General features: G+C 59.7%; 19 protein-coding genes and 3 tRNA genes. 1 reads left to right on the forward strand and 21 read right to left on the reverse strand.

Annotation, left to right across the window (positions count from 1 at the left end):
- Positions 1–12: 12 nt before the first annotated feature.
- The 17 genes from BJ928_RS00350 to BJ928_RS00430 form a co-directional block, all read right to left on the reverse strand.
- The gene (locus tag BJ928_RS00350; protein ID WP_047627049.1) at positions 13–1524 is read right to left on the reverse strand and encodes an NADH-quinone oxidoreductase subunit M; all 1512 of its coding nucleotides are present in this window, start codon (positions 1522–1524) and stop codon (positions 13–15) included.
- Positions 1524–3518, reverse strand: coding sequence for an NADH-quinone oxidoreductase subunit L (nuoL, locus tag BJ928_RS00355; RefSeq protein WP_047627050.1), 1995 nt, complete (start codon positions 3516–3518; stop codon positions 1524–1526). The genes BJ928_RS00350 and nuoL overlap by 1 nt, the downstream gene beginning before the upstream one ends.
- A 7-nt stretch (positions 3519–3525) precedes the next feature.
- Positions 3526–3834, reverse strand: a complete 309-nt coding sequence (nuoK, locus tag BJ928_RS00360; protein WP_007689961.1) for an NADH-quinone oxidoreductase subunit NuoK — start codon at positions 3832–3834, stop codon at positions 3526–3528.
- Positions 3835–3865: 31 nt separating this feature from the next.
- Positions 3866–4480 (reverse strand): NADH-quinone oxidoreductase subunit J, encoded by a 615-nt coding sequence (locus BJ928_RS00365; protein ID WP_047627051.1) that lies wholly within the window; start codon positions 4478–4480, stop codon positions 3866–3868.
- 149 nt (positions 4481–4629) lie between these two features.
- Entirely contained in the window at positions 4630–5121 is a 492-nt protein-coding gene (gene nuoI / locus BJ928_RS00370; protein ID WP_047627052.1) for an NADH-quinone oxidoreductase subunit NuoI, read from the reverse strand.
- Positions 5122–5161: 40 nt separating this feature from the next.
- Positions 5162–6205: an NADH-quinone oxidoreductase subunit NuoH gene (gene nuoH, locus BJ928_RS00375; protein WP_047627053.1), complete on the reverse strand. Its 1044-nt coding sequence runs from the start codon at positions 6203–6205 to the stop codon at positions 5162–5164.
- 12 nt (positions 6206–6217) lie between these two features.
- The gene (gene nuoG / locus BJ928_RS00380; RefSeq protein WP_047627054.1) at positions 6218–8299 is read right to left on the reverse strand and encodes an NADH-quinone oxidoreductase subunit NuoG; all 2082 of its coding nucleotides are present in this window, start codon (positions 8297–8299) and stop codon (positions 6218–6220) included.
- Positions 8300–8541: 242 nt separating this feature from the next.
- Entirely contained in the window at positions 8542–9333 is a 792-nt protein-coding gene (locus tag BJ928_RS00385; RefSeq protein ID WP_052227486.1) for an NADH-ubiquinone oxidoreductase, read from the reverse strand.
- A gap of 9 nt (positions 9334–9342) precedes the next feature.
- Positions 9343–10647, reverse strand: a complete 1305-nt coding sequence (gene nuoF / locus BJ928_RS00390; RefSeq protein ID WP_047627056.1) for an NADH-quinone oxidoreductase subunit NuoF — start codon at positions 10645–10647, stop codon at positions 9343–9345.
- A 10-nt stretch (positions 10648–10657) separates the two neighbouring features.
- Positions 10658–11665, reverse strand: a complete 1008-nt coding sequence (gene nuoE / locus BJ928_RS00395; protein WP_047627057.1) for an NADH-quinone oxidoreductase subunit NuoE — start codon at positions 11663–11665, stop codon at positions 10658–10660.
- A gap of 15 nt (positions 11666–11680) precedes the next feature.
- Positions 11681–11998 carry a hypothetical protein gene (locus BJ928_RS00400; protein ID WP_047627058.1) on the reverse strand — a complete coding sequence of 106 codons (318 nt, stop codon included), beginning with the start codon at positions 11996–11998 and terminating at the stop codon, positions 11681–11683.
- Entirely contained in the window at positions 11998–13188 is a 1191-nt protein-coding gene (locus BJ928_RS00405) for an NADH-quinone oxidoreductase subunit D (RefSeq protein WP_047627059.1), read from the reverse strand. The genes BJ928_RS00400 and BJ928_RS00405 overlap by 1 nt, the downstream gene beginning before the upstream one ends.
- A 66-nt stretch (positions 13189–13254) precedes the next feature.
- Positions 13255–13857, reverse strand: a complete 603-nt coding sequence (locus BJ928_RS00410) for an NADH-quinone oxidoreductase subunit C (RefSeq protein WP_047627060.1) — start codon at positions 13855–13857, stop codon at positions 13255–13257.
- Positions 13858–13875: 18 nt separating this feature from the next.
- Positions 13876–14457 carry an NADH-quinone oxidoreductase subunit B gene (locus tag BJ928_RS00415; protein WP_015339504.1) on the reverse strand — a complete coding sequence of 194 codons (582 nt, stop codon included), beginning with the start codon at positions 14455–14457 and terminating at the stop codon, positions 13876–13878.
- Positions 14448–14813, reverse strand: coding sequence for an NADH-quinone oxidoreductase subunit A (locus tag BJ928_RS00420; RefSeq protein WP_034489570.1), 366 nt, complete (start codon positions 14811–14813; stop codon positions 14448–14450). The genes BJ928_RS00415 and BJ928_RS00420 overlap by 10 nt, the downstream gene beginning before the upstream one ends.
- A 257-nt stretch (positions 14814–15070) precedes the next feature.
- Positions 15071–15147, reverse strand: a tRNA-Asp gene (locus tag BJ928_RS00425).
- A 49-nt stretch (positions 15148–15196) separates the two neighbouring features.
- Positions 15197–15273 (reverse strand) — tRNA-Asp (locus BJ928_RS00430).
- Positions 15274–15664: 391 nt separating this feature from the next.
- Here BJ928_RS00430 and BJ928_RS00435 point away from each other — a divergent pair.
- Positions 15665–15740 (forward strand) — tRNA-Val (locus BJ928_RS00435).
- Between the two features lie 312 nt (positions 15741–16052).
- Here the strand turns inward: BJ928_RS00435 and BJ928_RS00445 are convergent.
- From BJ928_RS00445 to BJ928_RS00455, 4 genes are all read right to left on the reverse strand, one after another.
- A complete protein-coding gene (locus BJ928_RS00445; RefSeq protein ID WP_147413877.1) occupies positions 16053–16274 on the reverse strand; it encodes a hypothetical protein in 222 nt (73 codons plus the stop codon).
- Between the two features lie 71 nt (positions 16275–16345).
- Positions 16346–16531 (reverse strand): hypothetical protein, encoded by a 186-nt coding sequence (locus BJ928_RS38500; RefSeq protein ID WP_147413878.1) that lies wholly within the window; start codon positions 16529–16531, stop codon positions 16346–16348.
- Positions 16532–16968: 437 nt separating this feature from the next.
- On the reverse strand, positions 16969–18261 hold the full coding sequence (locus BJ928_RS00450; protein ID WP_047627063.1) for a capsular biosynthesis protein: 1293 nt from the start codon (positions 18259–18261) through the stop codon (positions 16969–16971).
- Positions 18261–19838 carry a sulfatase-like hydrolase/transferase gene (locus BJ928_RS00455; protein ID WP_120296442.1) on the reverse strand — a complete coding sequence of 526 codons (1578 nt, stop codon included), beginning with the start codon at positions 19836–19838 and terminating at the stop codon, positions 18261–18263. The genes BJ928_RS00450 and BJ928_RS00455 overlap by 1 nt, the downstream gene beginning before the upstream one ends.
- Positions 19839–19865 lie beyond the last annotated feature (27 nt).

The raw sequence follows: 19865 nt of genomic DNA on the forward strand, positions 1-19865 counted from the left end.
TAGGTCCCGTCATCAATTCATCGACAGCGCAACATTCTGCGCAGCGTGCAGGGCAGCGGTATAATTGTTCACCAGCATATCAACCGACGCCGCCGTGGCATCGAAGATCGGAGCCGGGTAGACGCCGAAGAGGATCGTCAATGCGATCAGCGGATAAAGGATCAGCTGTTCACGCGGCGACAGATCCAGCAGCTTCTTCAGGTTTTCCTTCTCCAGCGCGCCGAAAATGACGCGGCGGTAGAGCCAGAGAGCGTAGGCGGCCGACAGGATCACGCCCGTCGCGGCAAACAGCGCAACCCAGGTGTTGACGCGGAAGACGCCGATCAGGGTCAGGAATTCGCCGATGAAGCCGGAGGTGCCAGGCAGACCGACATTGGCCATGGTGAAGACCATCATGGCAACGGCATATTTCGGCATGTTGTTGACCAGGCCGCCATAAGCCGCGATTTCGCGGGTATGGGTGCGGTCGTAGATCACGCCGACGCAGAGGAAGAGCGCGCCCGAGACGATGCCGTGCGACAGCATCTGGAAGATCGCGCCCTGGACGCCCTGCTGGTTGGCCGCGAAGATACCCATCGTCACATAGCCCATGTGGGCGACCGAGGAATAGGCGATCAGCTTCTTGATGTCTTCCTGCATCAGCGCCACCAGCGAGGTGTAGATGATGGCGATAACGGACAGCGCGAAGACGAGCGGCGCGAAATATTCCGAAGCATTCGGGAACATGCCGAGCGAGAAGCGGATGAGACCATAGCCGCCGAGCTTCAGGAGGACGCCTGCCAGGATCACGGAGCCAGCCGTCGGCGCCTGAACGTGCGCGTCGGGAAGCCAGGTGTGAACGGGCCACATCGGCATCTTCACCGCGAATGAGGCGAAGAAGGCCAGCCAGAGCCACGTCTGCAGCTGCGGCGGGAACTTATAGGCGAGCAGCGTCGGGATGTCCGTCGTGCCGGCCTGCCAGTACATCGCCATGATCGCGAGCAGCATCAGCACCGAGCCGAGCAGCGTGTAGAGGAAGAACTTGTAGCTGGCGTAGACGCGGTCCTTGCCGCCCCAGACGCCGATGATCAGGAACATCGGGATGAGGCCGGCTTCGAAGAAGACGTAGAACAGCACGATATCCAGCGAGACGAACACGCCGATCATCATCGTCTCGAGGACGAGGAAGGCGATCATGTAGTCCTTCAGACGCTTTTCGACCGAGAGCCAGCTTGCCAGCACGCAGAAGGGCATCAGGAAGGTGGACAGGATGACGAACAGCATGGAGATGCCGTCGACGCCCATGTGATAGCTGATGCCGGTGGTCAGCCACTCGCGCTTTTCGACCATCTGAAAGCCTGGATTGGCATTATCGAACCAGATCCAGACGAACAGCGATACGATGAAGGTAACGATGGTCGTCGCCAGCGAGATGTTCAGGATGTTCCGGCGGCCGTTGGCACCGTTCTCCTGCGTGAACAGCAGGAGAAGGACGCCCACCAGCGGCAGGAACGTGACCGTTGAAAGAATGGGCCAATCGGTCATCAGAGGGAACTCCCGAGCATCATCCAAGTAACGAGGGCAGCAATGCCGAGCAGCATCGCGAAAGCATAGTGATAGAGGTAGCCGGTCTGCAGGCGCACGACGCGGTTGGTGACATCCACGACGCGGGCGGCGATGCCGTTCGGGCCGATGGTGTCGATGACGCCCACGTCGCCCTTCTTCCAGAGGAAGCGGCCAAGCGCCTTGGCGGAACGGACGAAGAGGAAATCGTAGAGCTCGTCGAAGTACCACTTGTTCAACAGGAACTCGTAGAGCACGTGCTGCTGCTGAGCGAGCTTGCGCGGCGTCTCCGGCGACTTGATGTAGAAATACCAGGCGGTCACGAGGCCGAGCAGCATGGCGATGAAGGGGCTGAGCTCAACCCAAACAGGCGCATGTTCCATTTCCTCGAGGATCTTGTTGTCCGGGAGCGTGAACAGCGCATGCTTCCAGAATTCCTCGTAGGCATGGCCGACGAAATCCGCGTTGAAATACATGCCGGCGCCGACAGCACCGATCGCCAACAGGTAAAGCGGGATCAGCATGACGTTCGGCGATTCATGCACATGATGCATGACTTCGTGCGAAGCGCGCGGCTTGCCGAAGAAGGTCATGAAGATCAGGCGCCAGGAGTAGAAGCTGGTGAACATTGCCGCAATGACCAGCAGCGTGAAGGCGAAACCGGCGGCTGCGTTATGCGAGGCGAAAGCCGCCAGGATGATCGCATCCTTCGAGATGAAACCGGCAAAACCGATATGGGTCAGCGGAATGCCGACGCCGGTGATCGCCAGCGTGCCGATAATCATCATCCAGTAGGTCTTCTTGATGTGTGTGCGAAGACCACCCATATGCCGCATATCCTGCTCGCCGTCGACGGCGTGGATGACCGAGCCGGCGCAAAGGAAGAGCAGAGCCTTGAAGAAGGCGTGCGTGAAGAGATGGAAAATGGCCGCGCCGTAAGCGCCGACGCCGAGGGCGACGAACATGTAGCCGAGCTGCGAACAGGTCGAATAAGCGATGACGCGCTTGATGTCGTTCTGCACGAGGCCGACGGTCGCGGCGAAGAAGGCCGTTATCGCGCCGATGACGGTGACGACGGTCAACGCATCCTGCGACAGTTCAAAGATCGGCGACATGCGGGCGACGAGGAAGACGCCGGCGGTGACCATCGTTGCGGCATGGATGAGCGCCGATACCGGCGTCGGGCCTTCCATGGCGTCCGGCAGCCAGGTGTGCAGCAGGAACTGCGCCGACTTACCCATTGCGCCCATGAAGAGCAGCAGGCAGACGGCCGTCAGGGCGTGACCGCGATCGAGATGCATGCCCAGGAAGTTGAGCACGATGTCACTGGACTGGCCGCCCTGCCCCGAGGCAAAGCTCTGGGCGTTAGCGAAGATCACGTCGAAATTGATCGAGCCGAAGAGGACGAAGACGCCGGCAATGCCGAGCACGAAGCCGAAGTCGCCGACGCGGTTGACGATGAAGGCCTTGATCGCTGCTGCGGAGGCGGACGGCTTCTTGAACCAGAAGCCGATCAGCAGATAGGAGGCCAGACCGACGCCTTCCCAGCCAAAGAACATCTGGGCGAGGTTGTCGGACGTCACCAGCATCAGCATGGCGAAGGTGAAGAGCGAGAGATATGCGAAGAAGCGCGGACGATGCGGGTCGTGGTGCATGTATCCGATCGAGTAGACGTGAACCAGGGTCGAAACCGAGTTCACAACGATCAGCATCACCGAGGTGAGCGTATCGACGCGCAACGACCAGGAGACGTCGATGCCGCCGGACTGTATCCAGCGCAGGACTTCGACCTTGATCGGACCATCCGTGTGGCCGAGCGCCACCGTGAAGAAGACGACCCACGACAGAATGGCCGCGATGATCATCAGGCCGGTGGTGACATATTCCGAAGCCTTGGCGCCGATCGCCCGGCCGAAAAGCCCTGCTATGATCGCGCCAATCAGGGGAAGAAAGACGATAGCCTTATATAAGAACATAGCTGTATCAGCCCTTCATCACGTTGACGTCTTCAACCGCGATGGAGCCGCGGTTGCGGTAGAAGACGACGAGAATTGCAAGACCGATCGCGGCTTCAGCCGCGGCGACGGTCAAAATGAACAGAGCGAAAACCTGGCCGACGATGTCGTTGAGGAACGACGAGAAGGCGACCATGTTGATGTTGACCGCGAGCAATATGAGTTCGACCGACATCAGGATGATGATGACGTTCTTGCGGTTGAGAAAGATACCGAAAACGCCGAGCACGAAGAGGATGGCGCTGACCGTCAGGTAATGGGAAAGTCCGATGACCATGTTCTTGTTCCTTTGATCCCCGTGCCTCGCCTCAGACGCCCTGCCCCGGCTTGACCTTAACCACCTCGACGGCGGTCGCGGGCGTGCGGGCGACCTGTTGGGAAATATTCTGGCGCTTGATGTGTGTGCGATGCTTCAGCGTCAGAACGATCGCGCCGATCATCGCCACCAGCAGCACAAGGCCGGCGATTTCGAAGAAATAAACGTAGTTGGTGTAAAGCACGTCGCCGAGGGCGGCAGTGTTCGTCCGCTGCGTCACGGCCGGGATCGGCATGGCGACGGACTTGGCGATCGTCGGCGAAATCACGCTGCCGCCGATGACGACGATGAGCTCAGCCGCGAGAATGATGCCGATCAAAGCGCCGATCGGGGCATATTCCAGAATGCCGGCCCTGAGCTCCGAAAAGTCGATATCGAGCATCATGACGACGAAAAGGAAGAGAACCGCCACGGCGCCGACATAAACGACCAGCAGGATCATCGCCAGGAACTCAGCCCCCATCAGGAGGAACAGGCCGGCCGCGTTGAAGAAAACCAGGATGAGGAACAGGACCGAATGGACCGGATTCCGCGCCGAGATGACCATGAACGCCGACGCCACAGCGACAAAGGCGAAGATATAGAAAAAAAGAGCCTGCAGACCCATGTTGGTGCCTTTTTCGTCTTCCCCCGGGCAGCAGGGAGTATCCCCTGCCCGATGGAGCTCGGTCGGACTTTCGTCCGGCAAAGCTCCGGTCTAGATTCAACCGCGACGGCGACAATCGGTCGCCTGTCACGGCATATTCAAAACTCCGCTCAGCGGTACGGCGAATCCATCGCGATGTTGTGCGCGATTTCGCGTTCCCAGCGGTCGCCATTGTCCAAGAGCCGCGCCTTGTCGAAATAGAGTTCTTCGCGGGTCTCGGTGGCGAATTCGAAGTTCGGCCCTTCGACGATGGCGTCGACCGGGCATGCCTCTTGGCAGAAGCCGCAATAGATGCACTTCACCATGTCGATGTCGTAACGCACCGTGCGGCGGGTGCCGTCGTTGCGGCGCGGCCCGGCTTCGATGGTGATGGCCTGGGCAGGACAGATGGCTTCGCAGAGCTTGCAGGCGATGCAACGCTCTTCGCCGTTCGGGTAACGACGCAGCGCATGTTCGCCGCGGAAGCGCGGGCTGACCGGCCCCTTTTCGAACGGGTAGTTGATCGTTGCCTTCTGCTTGAAGAAGTAACGCATCGACAAAAAGAATGCGCCGACAAATTCCTTGAGGAACAGCGAGCTGACGGCGTTGGAAATTCCGGCCATCTTCAACCTCCAAATCTGCTTGAAGCGAGGATCGACATCATCATGCCCATCCCGTCAGCTTCAGCACGAATGCAACGATAACGACCATGGCGAGCGACAGCGGCAGGAAAACCTTCCAGCCGAGACGCATGAGCTGGTCATAGCGGTAGCGCGGCACGAATGCCTTCACCATCGCGAACATGAAGAACACAAAGCAAGACTTCAGCAGGAACCAGATGATGCCCGGAACCCAGTTCAGGATCCAGATATCGACCGGAGGCAGCCAGCCGCCGAGGAAGAGGATCGTCGTCAGCGAGCACATCAGGACGACGGCGGCATATTCGCCGAGCATGAACATCATGTACGGCGACGAACCGTATTCCACCATGAAGCCGGCAACCAGCTCCGATTCCGCTTCCGGAAGGTCAAAGGGCGGACGGTTCGTTTCAGCGAGCGCCGAAATGAAGAACACGATGAACATCGGGAACAGCGACAGCCAGTGCCAGTCGAGGAACGAGGCCGGCAGGCCGAGCTTGGTGCCGAGGCCCGTCTGCTGCGACAGCACGATATCCGTCAGGTTCAGCGAACCGACGCAAAGCAGCACGGTGACGATGACGAGGCCGATCGAGACTTCGTAGGACACCATCTGCGCAGCCGAACGAAGCGCGCCGAGGAACGGGTACTTCGAGTTCGAAGCCCAGCCGCCCATGATGATGCCGTACACTTCGAGCGACGAGATCGCGAGAATGTAGAGAATGCCGACGTTGATGTCGGCGACGACCCAGTTCTGCGCCACTGGCACGACGGCCCAGGTGGAGAGCGCCAGCACCACGGAAACCAGCGGTGCGAGCAGGAACACTGTCTTGTTGGCGCCGGCCGGGATGATCGGCTCTTTGAACATGAACTTCAGCAAGTCAGCGAAGGACTGGAACAGGCCGAAGGGGCCGACGACGTTCGGGCCGCGACGCAGCTGCACGGCAGCCCAGATCTTGCGGTCGGCAAGCAGAATGTAAGCGATGAAAATCAGCAGGCAGACCAGGAGCAGCAGGGACTGGCCGATCATGATCAGCGCCGGCCAGAGATAGGTCGAAACGAATGAATCCATAGTCCTGTGCCCTTACTCTGCCGCAACGTGGAAATTGTTGCGGGCCAATGCCGAGCACTCGGCCATGACAGCCGATGCGCGCGTTATCGGGTTCGTCAAATAGAAGTCTTTGATCGGCGAAGCAAATGCCGATTTGCCCATCGCGCCGGCTTTTTTCGCAACTGCGGCAATTTGGGCGCTATCGCCTTCGGCAATCTCGTCGATACCGGCGAAATGCGGGAAGGCTGCATAGAGCTTCGCGCGCAATTCCCTCAGCGAATCAAAGGGAAGCTTCTTGCCGAGTACGTCGGAAAGGGCGCGGATGATGGCCCAGTCCTCGCGGGCGTCGCCCGGTGCGAAACCGGCGCGATTGCCCATCTGGACGCGGCCTTCGGTATTGACCCAGGTGCCCGACTTTTCGGTGTAGGCTGCGGCCGGCAGGATGACATCGGCGTTCTGGGCGCCGTTGTCGCCGTGCGAGCCGATATAAACAGTAAACTTCGCGCCCTTGCGGCTGAAGTCGAGCTCATCGGCGCCGAGCAAAAAGAGGACATCCATCGACGACAGCATCGCGGCGGCATTGACGCCCTTGGCACCCGGCACGAAGCCGAGGTCGAGGCCGCCGACGCGGGCGGCTGCCGTGTGCAGCACCGCGAAGCCGTTCCAGCCGTCCTTGACGACACCGACGGCGGCAGCAAGCTTGGCGGCATTCGCCAGCACTTCTGCACCGTCTTCGCGCGTCAGGGCGCCCTGCCCGATGATGATCATCGGCTTCTGCGCGTTCTTCAGCACCTCGGCGAAGCTGTGCGAGCCGCTGACGAGATCGGCCAGCGTATCCGGACCAGCGCCGAGATAGTCATAGGAATAGCGAAGGTCGGCGGCTTCACCGATTACGCCGATCGGGAACTTGCCGCGGCGCCAGCGCTTGCGGATGCGCGAGTTCATGACAGCTGCTTCGGCGCGCGGGTTGGCGCCGACGATCAGCAGCGCGTCGGCTGCTTCGATACCCTGGATGCTCGGGTTGAAGATGTAGCTTGCGCGGCCGAGCGACGGATCAAGCGCCGTCCCGTCCTGGCGACAGTCGAGATTTTCCGATCCCAGCGATTTCAACAGTTCGCCGAGAGCGTACATTTCCTCGACCGAAGCCAGATCGCCAGCGATGGCGCCGATCTTGTCGCCGCTGGTGGCGGAAACTGCCGACTTGATGGCGGCGAAGGCATCGCTCCAGCTTGCCGGCTGCAGGCGGCCGTCCTTGCGGACGTAGGGCTTGTCGAGGCGCTGTGTCTTCAGGCCGTCCCAGATGAAACGGGTCTTGTCGGAGATCCACTCTTCGTTGATCTGCTCGTTGACCCTCGGCAGAACGCGCATGACTTCGCGGCCGCGCGTATCGACGCGGATCGCCGAGCCGAGAGCATCCATGACGTCGATCGATTCGGTCTTGTTCAGTTCCCACGGGCGAGCCGTGAAGGCGAAGGGCTTCGAGGTCAGCGCGCCGACCGGGCAAAGGTCAACGACGTTGCCCTGCAGCTCGGAGGTCATCGCCTGCTCGAGATAGGTGGTGATTTCGGCATCTTCGCCGCGGCCGATGAGGCCAAGCTCGGAAATGCCGGCGACCTCAGTCGTGAAGCGGACGCAGCGCGTGCAGTGAATGCAGCGGTTCATCACGGTCTTGACGAGCGGGCCGATATACTTGTCTTCGACCGCGCGCTTGTCTTCCTGATAGCGCGAACTATCGATGCCGAAGGCCATGGCCTGGTCCTGCAGGTCGCATTCGCCGCCCTGGTCGCAGATCGGGCAATCCAGCGGATGGTTGATGAGCAGGAATTCCATCACGCCTTCGCGGGCCTTCTTGACCATCGGCGTGTTGGTGAAGACTTCCGGAAGCTCGCCGTTCGGTCCACCGCGGATATCGCGAACGCCCATGGCGCAGGATGCCTGCGGCTTCGGCGGGCCGCCCTTTACCTCGACGAGGCACATGCGGCAATTGCCGGCCACCGACAGTCGTTCATGGAAGCAGAAGCGCGGGACTTCGGCGCCGGCTTCCTCGCACGCCTGGATAAGCGTGAAGTGATCCGGAACTTCGATCTCTTTACCGTCAATCTTCAGTTTTACCATCGTCCACTCAGTCCTATGTCACGTCTTCAGCCCAACCTGGCCGCAGACAATTTCATGATCGCAAACCGGATTGCCACCGGCGCGGCTTGAAACCGCATGGCACCGGTTCGCTCACAATAAGCTTTGCCAAGCCTTGTCCCCACAAGACCCGCGTTGCGATCAAGATATGCGAGGCCCTGCCCGCACAGTCTCCACCGCCTTCATTCGCACTCCCCGGCCCGTCGATACGGCCGAGGAAAATCTCAACTCCGGCCCTTCGGCAGCAGCGCCTTTGCCTGACCGACCCAGTCATCACGGCGGATGCGGCCGTCAAAACCGAATTCCGCATCGATCCGCTCGACATCCGCATCGCTCCAGGCGGCGATATCGGCAAAGCGCTTGATGTCGCGTCCGTTCAGCACCTGCTCCAGCTTCGGACCGATGCCCGAAATCCGCTTCAGGTCATCGGCCTTCTCGGCAGCCTTGCGGCCGCGCACGGGACCTGTCTTTGCGGCGACTGGCGCTGCAACTTCAACCTTCTTTGCGGCAGCCGGCGTAGCAACTTCAACCTTAGCCGTCTTCTTTGCAGTTGTCGTCGCGACCTTAGGCGCCGTAACAGCAGGCTTCGGCTCGGCTTTCTTCGCTGAAACCGGCTTCTGCCTTGCAGCAGCCGGCTTTGGTGCAACTGGCTTCGGCGCAACCGCCTTGGCAACGGTCGCTACCTCGACAGGCCTATCGTCCCCTGCCCCGCCATTCGCAGCGGCCGGCTTTGCAGCAGCTTCAGGCTCATGCTTTTCGTCTTCCAAAGCTTCGGCGAGCCTGGTGGTCGCTTCGACGGCGCCCTGGAAAGCCCCCAGGAATGCGCCTGCCATCTGCGAGGAAAAGCCGAAGCCGATCGCAGTGACCGCAGCAATGGCTGCAGCCGGATGGGCCATCAGCGGGTGGATCGGCATGATCGGCGCGTTCCCAAAGATACCGGCGGCGACACGACCAAGATCGGCCGATGCATTACCGGTCGCTCCGTTGTCCTGCCTGATATCCTTGGTCTTCGCCATCATCGATCCTTACTCCGCTGCTTCCAGCACCGCGCCGCGGCTCGTCGCGTTGGCGGTATACTGGTCGATGCGCTTCTCGATCTCGGGACGGAAGTTGCGGATCAGGCCCTGCACCGGCCATGCGGCTGCGTCACCGAGCGCACAGATAGTATGACCTTCGATCTGCTTCGTCACCTGGAACAGCATGTCGATCTCGCGCTTCTGCGCGTTGCCGCGAGCCATACGTTCCAGAACGCGCCACATCCAGCCCGTGCCTTCGCGGCACGGCGTACACTGGCCGCAGCTCTCATGCTTGAAGAAGGCCGAGATGCGGGCGATGGCCTTGATGATGTCGGTGGACTTGTCCATGACGATCGCGGCGGCCGTGCCGAAGGACGACTTGACGTCGCGCAGGCCGTCGAAATCCATCGGGCAGTCGATGATGTCAGCTGCCGGAACGACCGGGCACGATGCGCCGCCCGGAATGACGGCAAGCAGATTGTCCCAGCCGCCGCGAATGCCGCCGCCATGCTTTTCGACCAGCTCGCGGAAGGTAATGCCCATCGTCTCCTCGACCGTGCAGGGACGATTGACGTGACCGGAGAGCATGAACAGCTTGGTGCCGACATTGTTCGGACGGCCGAAGGACGAGAACCAGCCGGCGCCGCGGCGCAGGATCGTCGGAGCAACGGCGATGGACTCGACGTTGTTGACGGTGGTCGGGCAGCCGTAAAGACCCATATTGGCCGGGAACGGCGGCTTCAGGCGCGGCTGGCCCTTCTTGCCTTCCAGGCTTTCGAGCAGCGCGGTTTCTTCGCCGCAGATATAAGCACCGGCGCCATGATGAACGTAAACATCAAAATCCCAGCCGAGCTTGTTGTTTTTTCCCAGCAATCCAGCATCGTAGCACTCATCGATCGCAGCCTGCAGGGCTTCGCGCTCGCGCATGTACTCGCCGCGGACATAGATATACGCGGCATTCGCACCCATGGCGAAACCGGCGATGACACAGCCTTCGATCAGCGTATGCGGATCGTGGCGCATGATATCGCGGTCCTTGCAGGTGCCCGGTTCGGACTCGTCGGCGTTGACGACGAGATAATGCGGGCGACCGTCACTTTCCTTCGGCATGAAGGACCACTTGAGACCGGTCGGGAAGCCTGCGCCGCCACGACCGCGAAGGCCTGAAGCCTTCATCTCGTTGATGATCCAGTCACGGCCCTTTTCGAGAATTTGCTTCGTGCCGTCCCAATGGCCGCGCGACATCGCGCCCTTGAGGGATTTGTCCTTGAGGCCGTAGATATTGGTAAAGATGCGATCCTGATCCTGTAACATGCTTCACCTCTTACCGCGGCTTCTTGCCGAAGACCTTGATATATTCCGCTTCGCCACCCTTAGCGAGTGCCTCAGCCTGCCTGACCCATTCGTCTCGTTCGATCCGGCCCTTGAAATTCAGATAGCCGTCAACCCAATGGCGCTCGGCCTCATGCCAGCTCGCAATCTGCGCGAAAGTAAAGATACCGAGCTCATGCAAGGTCCCCTCGATCTTCGGGCCGACACCTGAAATGAGCTGCAGATCATCCGGCTGCGCGGGTCTTTCGATACCAGCGGGACGATCCTTGTCGTCAAGCGACGGCTTCTTCGCAGCATCGGCCTTCTCCGGCGCGATTTCGGACGGCGGCGTCGCCACGGCTTCGGCTGTGGCCTTGGCCGTCTTGCTCGCCACGCTCTTTGCCTTCGCCTCATCCGAAAGCAGCGACGTCAAGCCACCTTCCGGAGCCGAGAAAACGCGATCGATCTGCGGACCGGTCTGGATTTCATGGCCCTTGCCTGCGGCGAACGCATCGATGATCTCTTCGAGACGTGCCGGCGTCAGATCCTCATAGGTATCCTTGCCGATCACCACCATCGGTGCGTTGACGCAGGCGCCCTGACATTCAACCTCTTCCCAGGAAAGAGTGCCGTCAGCGTTGCGGTCGAAGGCATGGTCGTTGATCCGGCTCTTGCAGACCTTGATCAGCCCCTCGGCACCGCGCAACATACAGGGCGTCGTGCCACAGACCTGAACGTGGGCGCGCGTGCCGACCGGGTTCAGCTGGAACTGCGTATAGAAGGTCGCAACTTCCAGCGCCCGGATATAGGCCATGTCGAGCATGTCGGCGATCGTTTCGATAGCCGCCTTCGTGACCCAGCCTTCCTGCTCCTGCGCGCGCATCATCAGCGGGATGATCGCGGATTGCTGGCGACCATCAGGATATTTCTGGATCGTCTTTTCAGCCCAGACCGCATTCTCCTTGTTGAAGGCGAAGGCAGCAGGCTGGAATTGATCTTCGGCTAGTCGACGAACGGACATCTTTCACGCCTTATCTCAGTTTAAGGACCCACACCGCGTATTCGTCAGAGACGAGAATTCGCAGGCATAGGCCGACTGGTCTTTCTGCATAAACACAACGAACTTGCCGCCGTTCGGCACAGCGGCCTTGATTTCGTAACCGCGGGAAAGGAGATCGGCCATGGTCGAATCTCCGCCCGACCCAACCTCATTTCCACCCTTCGCAGAATTCGTGCTGATTGCATTCGAACCCTGCAGATTGATGCTCGGCAGGCCCTGCGTCTTGGCGGCCTGCTGTGCCGAGGCACCAGAGGCGACCAGAAGCGCCGGAATGACGACCTGCCAAGCTCGCATTAACGATCCACCTCACCGAACACGATATCGAGCGAACCCAGCACGGCCGCGACGTCGGCAAGCTGATGGCCGCGGCACATGAAGTCCATGGCCTGCAGATGCGCGTAGCCCGGCGCACGGATCTTGCAGCGATACGGCTTGTTGGAACCGTCGGAGACGAGGTAGACGCCGAACTCGCCCTTCGGCGCTTCGACGGCGGCATAAACCTCACCGGCCGGCACGTGATAGCCTTCGGTGTAAAGCTTGAAGTGGTGAATGAGCGCTTCCATCGAGCGCTTCATCTCGCCGCGCTTCGGCGGAACGACCTTGCCGTCCAGCGACGAAACCGGTCCGGTCTTCGCATCACCCAGCAGGCGATTGACGCACTGCTTCATGATGCGGACGGATTCGCGCATTTCGATCATGCGGATGAGGTAACGGTCGTAGCAATCGCCGTTCTTGCCGATCGGAATGTCGAATTCGAGATCGGAGTAGCATTCGTAGGGCTGAGCCTTGCGCAGGTCCCATGCGGCGCCCGAGCCGCGAACCATGACACCGGAGAAGCCCCAGGCCCAACAGTCTTCCAGCGAGACCACGCCGATATCGACGTTGCGCTGCTTGAAGATGCGGTTGCCGGTCAGAAGATCATCGATATCGTCGAGCGCCTTCAGGAAGGGATCGCACCAGTCGCCGATATCCTGCACGAGCTTTTCGGGAAGATCCTGGTGAACGCCGCCCGGGCGGACATAGGCTGCGTGCATGCGCGAGCCGGAAGCGCGCTCATAGAACACCATCAGCTTTTCGCGCTCTTCGAAGCCCCATAGCGGCGGCGTCAGCGCGCCGACGTCCATGGCCTGCGTCGTGACGTTCAGGAGATGCGACAGGATACGGCCGATTTCCGAGTAGAGAACGCGGATCAGCTGGCCACGGATCGGGATGTCGATGCCGAGCAGCTTTTCGACGGCCAGCGCATAGGCATGTTCCTGGTTCATCGGCGCGACGTAGTCGAGGCGGTCGAAGTAAGGAACGGCCTGAAGGTAGGTCTTCGTCTCGATCAGCTTTTCAGTGCCGCGATGCAGCAGGCCGATATGGGGATCGACGCGTTCCACAATTTCGCCGTCCAGTTCGAGGACAAGACGCAAAACGCCGTGCGCAGCCGGATGCTGCGGACCGAAATTGATGTTGAAGTTGCGAACGTTATGTTCTGTCATGGCGGCGATGCTCGCGTTTTCAGAATTTCAGAGAATGGCAGGCAGAAGCCCGCCACACGCCATCGATCAGGCCTTCGCCTTCTCGTCACCCGGGAGCACGTAGTCGGTGCCCTCCCACGGCGACAGGAAGTCGAAGTTGCGGAATTCCTGCTTCAGTTCCACCGGCTCGTAGACGACGCGCTTGGCGGCATCATCATAGCGAACTTCGACGAAACCGGTCGTCGGAAAATCCTTGCGCAGCGGATGGCCTTCGAAACCGTAGTCCGTCAGGATGCGGCGCAGATCCGGATGCCCGGTGAAGAGAACACCGTACATGTCCCAGGTTTCGCGCTCGAACCAGTCGGCGCCGGGATAGATGCCACAGGCCGATGGAACTGGCTGATCCTCGCCGACCGGGACCTTGATGCGGATGCGCAGGTTCTTCTTCGGCGACAGCAGATGATAGACCACGTCGAAGCGCTCAGCGCGCTGCGGCCAGTCGACGCCGCAGATGTCCGTCATGTTGACGAAGCCGCACTTGGCGTCGTCCCGCAGGAACGTCAAAAGGGCGATAACGTTTTCGGTCGTCGTCGTCACATTCAGTTCGCCGTACTTGATCTCGCTCGACGAGATCAAGGCGCTGCGAACTTCCGTGAGGTAGGCGGCGAGCTCGTTCAGGGCTTCACTCATGATACCTTGTCCCCTGCCTTACCGTTCGATCGTGCCGGTGCGCCGGATCTTCTTCTGCAGCAGAAGCACGCCGTAAAGCAGCGCTTCCGCCGTGGGAGGACAGCCCGGAATATAAATGTCGATCGGAACGACACGGTCGCATCCGCGTACGACGGAATAGGAATAATGATAGTAGCCGCCGCCATTGGCGCAGGAGCCCATCGAGATGACGTAACGCGGCTCGGGCATCTGGTCATAGACCTTGCGGAGCGCAGGCGCCATCTTGTTGGTCAGCGTGCCGGCGACGATCATGACGTCGGACTGGCGCGGCGAAGCGCGCGGGGCAAAGCCAAAGCGCTCGACGTCGTAACGCGGCATGGAGACCTGCATCATCTCAACGGCGCAGCAGGCGAGACCGAAGGTCATCCACATCAGGGAGCCGGTGCGGGCCCAGTTGATCAGCTCATCGGTCGAAGTGACCAGAAAGCCCTTGTCGGCGAGCTCATTGTTGATCTCGCCGAAAAACGGATCGTTGCTGCCGACCGGCCGGCCGGTCGCGGGATCGATGATCCCCTTCGGCTGCGGCGCCACGAGCGTCGTGTTGCTTGGAGCTACTCCCATTCCAGGGCTCCCTTCTTCCATTCATAGATAAAGCCGATGGTCAGCACCGCGAGGAACACCATCATCGACCAGAATCCGAACCAGCCGATCGCACCGAAGGATACAGCCCATGGGAAGAGGAAGGCGACTTCCAGGTCGAAGATGATGAAGAGAATCGATACCAGATAGAAGCGGATATCGAACTTCATGCGGGCGTCATCGAATGCGTTGAAGCCGCATTCATAAGCCGAAAGCTTTTCAGAGTCAGGCGCCTTGAAGGCGACGGCAAACGGCGTGATCAACAGCGCCAGGCCAATCACCAGGGCAATACCAATGAAAATCGCTATCGGAATATAGGAACTGAGCAGTCCAGTCATTATGTCCATCCCTGCCTGCGGCGAGCGCCGGGGCGGCGCATGTGAGCAAATGCCCAGCAAGCGAAAGAGCGTTGCAACAAAGCCGTGGTTAGCGCAGCCGGAGCGCGCGCGCAAGCCTTTTGAATCTGTCCTTCGGAGTACTGTCGAGCGGTAGATATCAATGTGTTGCGACGGCAACGCGACAAATCGGCGCAAAGCCGAAACAGGCTTTTCGCAATCGCAAAAAATTGATGTATGATTGTAATGGCTTGGGAGAATGGCGCGAGTGACGGGGCTCGAACCCGCGACCTCCGGCGTGACAGGCCGGCACTCTAACCGACTGAGCTACACCCGCGCATTGTTTGGCCTTTCAGCCGAGCGCCAATCCGGAATTTGCATTGAAATGGCGCGAGTGACGGGGCTCGAACCCGCGACCTCCGGCGTGACAGGCCGGCACTCTAACCGACTGAGCTACACCCGCATTTCATTTCAAGCATTCCGGATGCTTTCGCACCCATCAAAGCGGCCCTCGCCGTTCGATGAGCGGCTAACTACGGGGTTCGTGTTTGGGTGTCAAGCAGGTTTGAATACAAATCGATGACAGAGTGCGAATTGTTTTGGACAAGCCTTCCTGCAGTTTTCCGTTCCGGCGATTTGACATGGCAGGTTCCCGCCTCACGCATTTCATCAACGCCAGATATCCACAGAGACAATCCGGCAGGCTTCCCATCTCCCCATGTGGATGACTGCGGCTGGCGATGCGCAAAATTCAAAAAAATCAAAAAATCTTCACAAACACTCTTGCGGTTTGTCCGCGTTCCGCATAGATCACGGCCACCGAACGCGACGGGCCAATGACCCGCTTCGCTTAAGGGCGATTAGCTCAGTTGGTAGAGCGCCTCGTTTACACCGAGGATGTCGGGAGTTCGAGTCTCTCATCGCCCACCATTCTATCCCTTTGAAATTTTGGAAACTATGTGCCGCAAGGCTTTATGTTGTCGCCTGTGTCCGGCAATGAGTTTCGTATTTCCGGCAAGGCGCCTAAGGCCAAGAATATAAGCCCCCTATCCGGCATTGCCGACCTTCTCTCAGGCTATGGCGATATCCCGACATTCGCTCGATTCGACTTCGGTACCGGGCTTCGCGCTCGCGATTCGATCTTTTTGGCGGTGATCGCTACAAAGCCTGCCGCTTCTGCAAGTGTCGTGAGAATAGACCGACCTTGAGCTAAGGGCAGACACGCCATGCTCAAGGCGACAATCATCGGTGACGCGCGTTCCTCAACAATCCAACCAGGGCGACCATCAGGACCAGGCCGAGAATGAGGCCGACGCCACCGCCCCAGGCCGCGCCATACTTCCCGCCGACAAGAGCCCCGATAACGCCTCCGATCAGCAGCAGAAGAAATGGCGGCAAACAACCGATCACTATCTGGTCTCCGATTTCCTGGCACATCTTCTTGGCAATGAGGACGGATCTCATAGGAAACCACCTCAACATCGTTCAACTCATAGCGCGCCGCCGGCGTCTTTCCTATCTCCGCGGCCAACGGCTCAGCTGCGCGCGGGCGCATATCGGCACAGCCCGAGCCCGCCGAGCCGCCCGCCTGTCGCCGACATAATGGGAGAGAACACGAAAATTTGACGTCGAATCAGGACGCAGAAGCGCAGGATTTCCCTTGGAAGCTCAGTTGAAATCGCGACAGGCTCAGCTGCCGCAACAAATGCAGCATCGTTCATTCTAGCTTTCAAGAATAAATTCAATGAACCAGTCGGAGGCTTTTAAGAAATTTGAGCTTCCAGATTCTGCGGTGCTCGGTCGATTCTCGCGGGTTCGATCATCGGCCCGATAGCCGCCTGCGGATCATGCCATCCCAACGAGCCGCTGGTATGTGATATCGAAGGCTCAGTAATTACCGAGAATGATGACTGCCAGCAGCACCACGGAAACAAGGACGAGCGCTGCTATGATTATCAGCAGCTCCTTCAACATGAATCGTTCCATCTTGCTGTCATCCATGGCGTCTGCTCCCGGCAAACCGTTATCCGCATTCATTCCCAGTGTCGAATCGCCGCGCTGAGTTCGACATCAGGACACATGTAAGTCGTCGCGTTGTCAATTTCAGCCTGCACGTCCATCAGGTTGTCGATTCTTCTGCCATTGTATTTCGTTGTTCTTACGACACATGAAGCTTCACCGGCCGCGGTCTCGGCGGAGGATCGAAGTAGGCATCAGGGCAATTGACCGTTTGCGACAATAGTCTTTCCGCAATCTGCTGCGCGGCGGCGTCTGCCCCTGCCCTGGAGCAGAAATTGCCGCGCACCTGCACTGCGGCGGCAAGCAGGCGAAAGAACGCGCCAAGCAGCTCCGGCGAAGGCGGTGCCGGCTCCAGCCAGAACCGATCAAGATCACCCTGGTCGCTGAGGCCATCCATGTCGTAGACCGCCGCTCCCAGCGCCTTGACCGGCCTTCCCGCCTGCAGGGCCGAAAGCGCCGCCGTCGAATTGACGGTGACCATGCCCTGGCTCGCGGCGGTCAGTCGGTCGAGACTCCCGCCATCGATCAGATTGACGCGGGACGATAAGCCACACGAAGCGGCGATGCGATCGACATAGCTCTCCCAATTCACCAGCCCGTGGTCGAGCGGATGGACCTTGAGGACGAGATGCATGTCGGCCGCCGCGTTTTGGGCAAAAGAACGGAGAATCAGCCGGATGGCATCCTGCTGCCGATGGAAGGGCGAGTGCGCCCGGAGCTGGAAATCGGTCTGAAGCTGCAGCGGATAGACGAAGAATCGCGTGCCGCCCGCAATCAGATCGTCGATCACGCGATCCGCCTCTCGCCCCCGACTGCCGCTTCCGGGAAGCTTCCTCAGCCATCCCGCATATTCCATCAACGGATGGTAGAGGCCGTGCCGCCGATAACCCGGGTAGAGAAACCACAGAAAGACGGTCGGGAGATAGTAAGCGAGGTCGTAAAGCGCTTCCGCGAGGAAAGTCTGGCGGTAGCGGCGGCTCCAATCCGGTTCCGGCAGGTCGGACGCCGCGTTCAATATATAGGCAGGATCGGTCGGAAAGTGCGAATTGGAGGAAAGGCCGCCACGCTCCAGCGTCACCCAGTCCGGCCGCAAATATCCCATCTCCACGACATTGACGGTAACGCCGGCGCTTCGGGCCTCCTCGATGGCAACCCGATGATAGGGACGCTCCTCGCCATGGAGAATCAAATCCGTGACGCCCTCGGACGCGATTCGCTGCCTGACATGCGCGCGCCAGCCGGCAAAATTGCCTCGATAGTTGCTGGCATTGCGCCAGCGCCAGGAAATCCAGTCTCCCGCATTGAGATTGATGCGGATACAACGGCTGCCGGCCACTTCCAGTCTCCTGGCGATCTCGACGAACAGCGGCGAGGACGGTCCCTGCAGGAACAGGAAGACGCGCGGACGCGCCGCACCCTCCCCGGCAGCCATCACTCCGGAACCTCGGTGGCAAGGCCGGCATAGCGCAGCAACGTGCCAATCAGGTTCCAGGGCGCCTCTTCCTGCGACGGCTGCGGCTTCTGTGAATGGGCGCGCGCACGGCCGAGGGGAACGATGACATAATCGGTTCGCGGGTCGGGGAACGGATCCGCAAATGCCTTCAGCAAGGGCGCATGATCACCATAGAAGAGCAGCCAAACCGGGCGATCCAACCGATCGAGATGGTGGGCAAGATTGCCGAGCGCATGATCGGCGCGCATCAGGAGCTCGCCATAGATATCCACCGGATTGACGAGGTCGCCGCAACGGCCCGGCTCCCAGGGGCCATGATTCGCCATCGATGCGACGAAGAGGAAATTCTTGCTCGTACCATCATCGTCGATCGTGCGAATCACGCTTTTCGTCAACGAGAGGTCGCTGACATAGGGGCCGTCGCGCTCCGGATTGTGATCGAACTCGTCCAGCATCATCATCCGGTCGAAACCGAGCTGCGGCAATGCCTTGTGACGCAGGAAGAACGTCTTGTCATAGGGGTGGATGAACTGCGTCTTCCAGCCCGCCTTCTTCAGCCGCGCGGGCCAGACGACGTCCTTGTAGTGGCTGGCGCGCAGATAAGGATAGCTCGCATCGATATGGACATTTTCGGGCAGCAGCCCGCTCAAGACAGCAAATTCGGTTCGAAGCGTATAACCGCCCTCGAAGACGCTGGTCATGCGACCCCACTGCGCGGCCTGCTCGCGAAGACGGTCGAGATTCGGAAGCTTGATGTTGTCGACCCCGAAATGCCTGAGGTCGATGAAGGATTCGGACTGCCAGATGACGATGAGCGGTTCGTCTTCGCCGTGTTCCCACAGTTCCTGAAGCGCCGACATGAAGCGTCCGGACAATTCCGAGACGATTGCCTCGCGCCTGACGCCGACCCAGATGACGAAGTGGTAGACGACCGAGGCGAAGGTGCCAAATCGCACCGTATCGATCTTGACGTCAACCCTGCCGAGAAACTTCTGCGTGAATCGGCAGACGGGTTCACTGATGACCCGGCTGAACAAGGCAAGCCACGGCGCGAAGGCTACGGCCAGCATCAATAGAATCCAAAGGAAGCCGTTCGACGCCGGCAGAACCGAAGGTTCAAGATACATATAGAGGCCGCTGAGACCGAAGACGTAAGCGACGGCGATGATCCAGAAGACGATGTTCAGCGACGTCGCGTAAAAGATCTCCTTGTATTTGAAGACATCCACGACGAGCGCGATGTCGGAAAATACCAGAGGCTCGCGGATGAATTCGAACTTCGCCCTCGATATCCCGGTGAAGATGACGAAGAAGCTGATGACGGCCTGCGTGCTGTAGATCGGGCGCCAGGAAATGGCGAAGAAGGCGGCATAGATCAATATGATGACCGGAATCCTTGCAGCCCAATCAAAGGCCATCCGCCGCCAGTCTCTTTTCGTGCGATTTTCGGCATTGACGGCCGCCGGCATCGCCAGAGGATCGGTCAAAAAAACGATGACGCAGGAGAACGCAAGGCAGGCAAGCGTCAAAAGAACTGGAAAATCATGAAGCTTCAAGATTGCGCCATCCAAATGCCCGCTGCC

Origin of the sequence: Rhizobium sp. WW_1, assembly GCF_003610155.1 — a bacterium.
Classification (GTDB): domain Bacteria; phylum Pseudomonadota; class Alphaproteobacteria; order Rhizobiales; family Rhizobiaceae; genus Rhizobium; species Rhizobium tropici_A.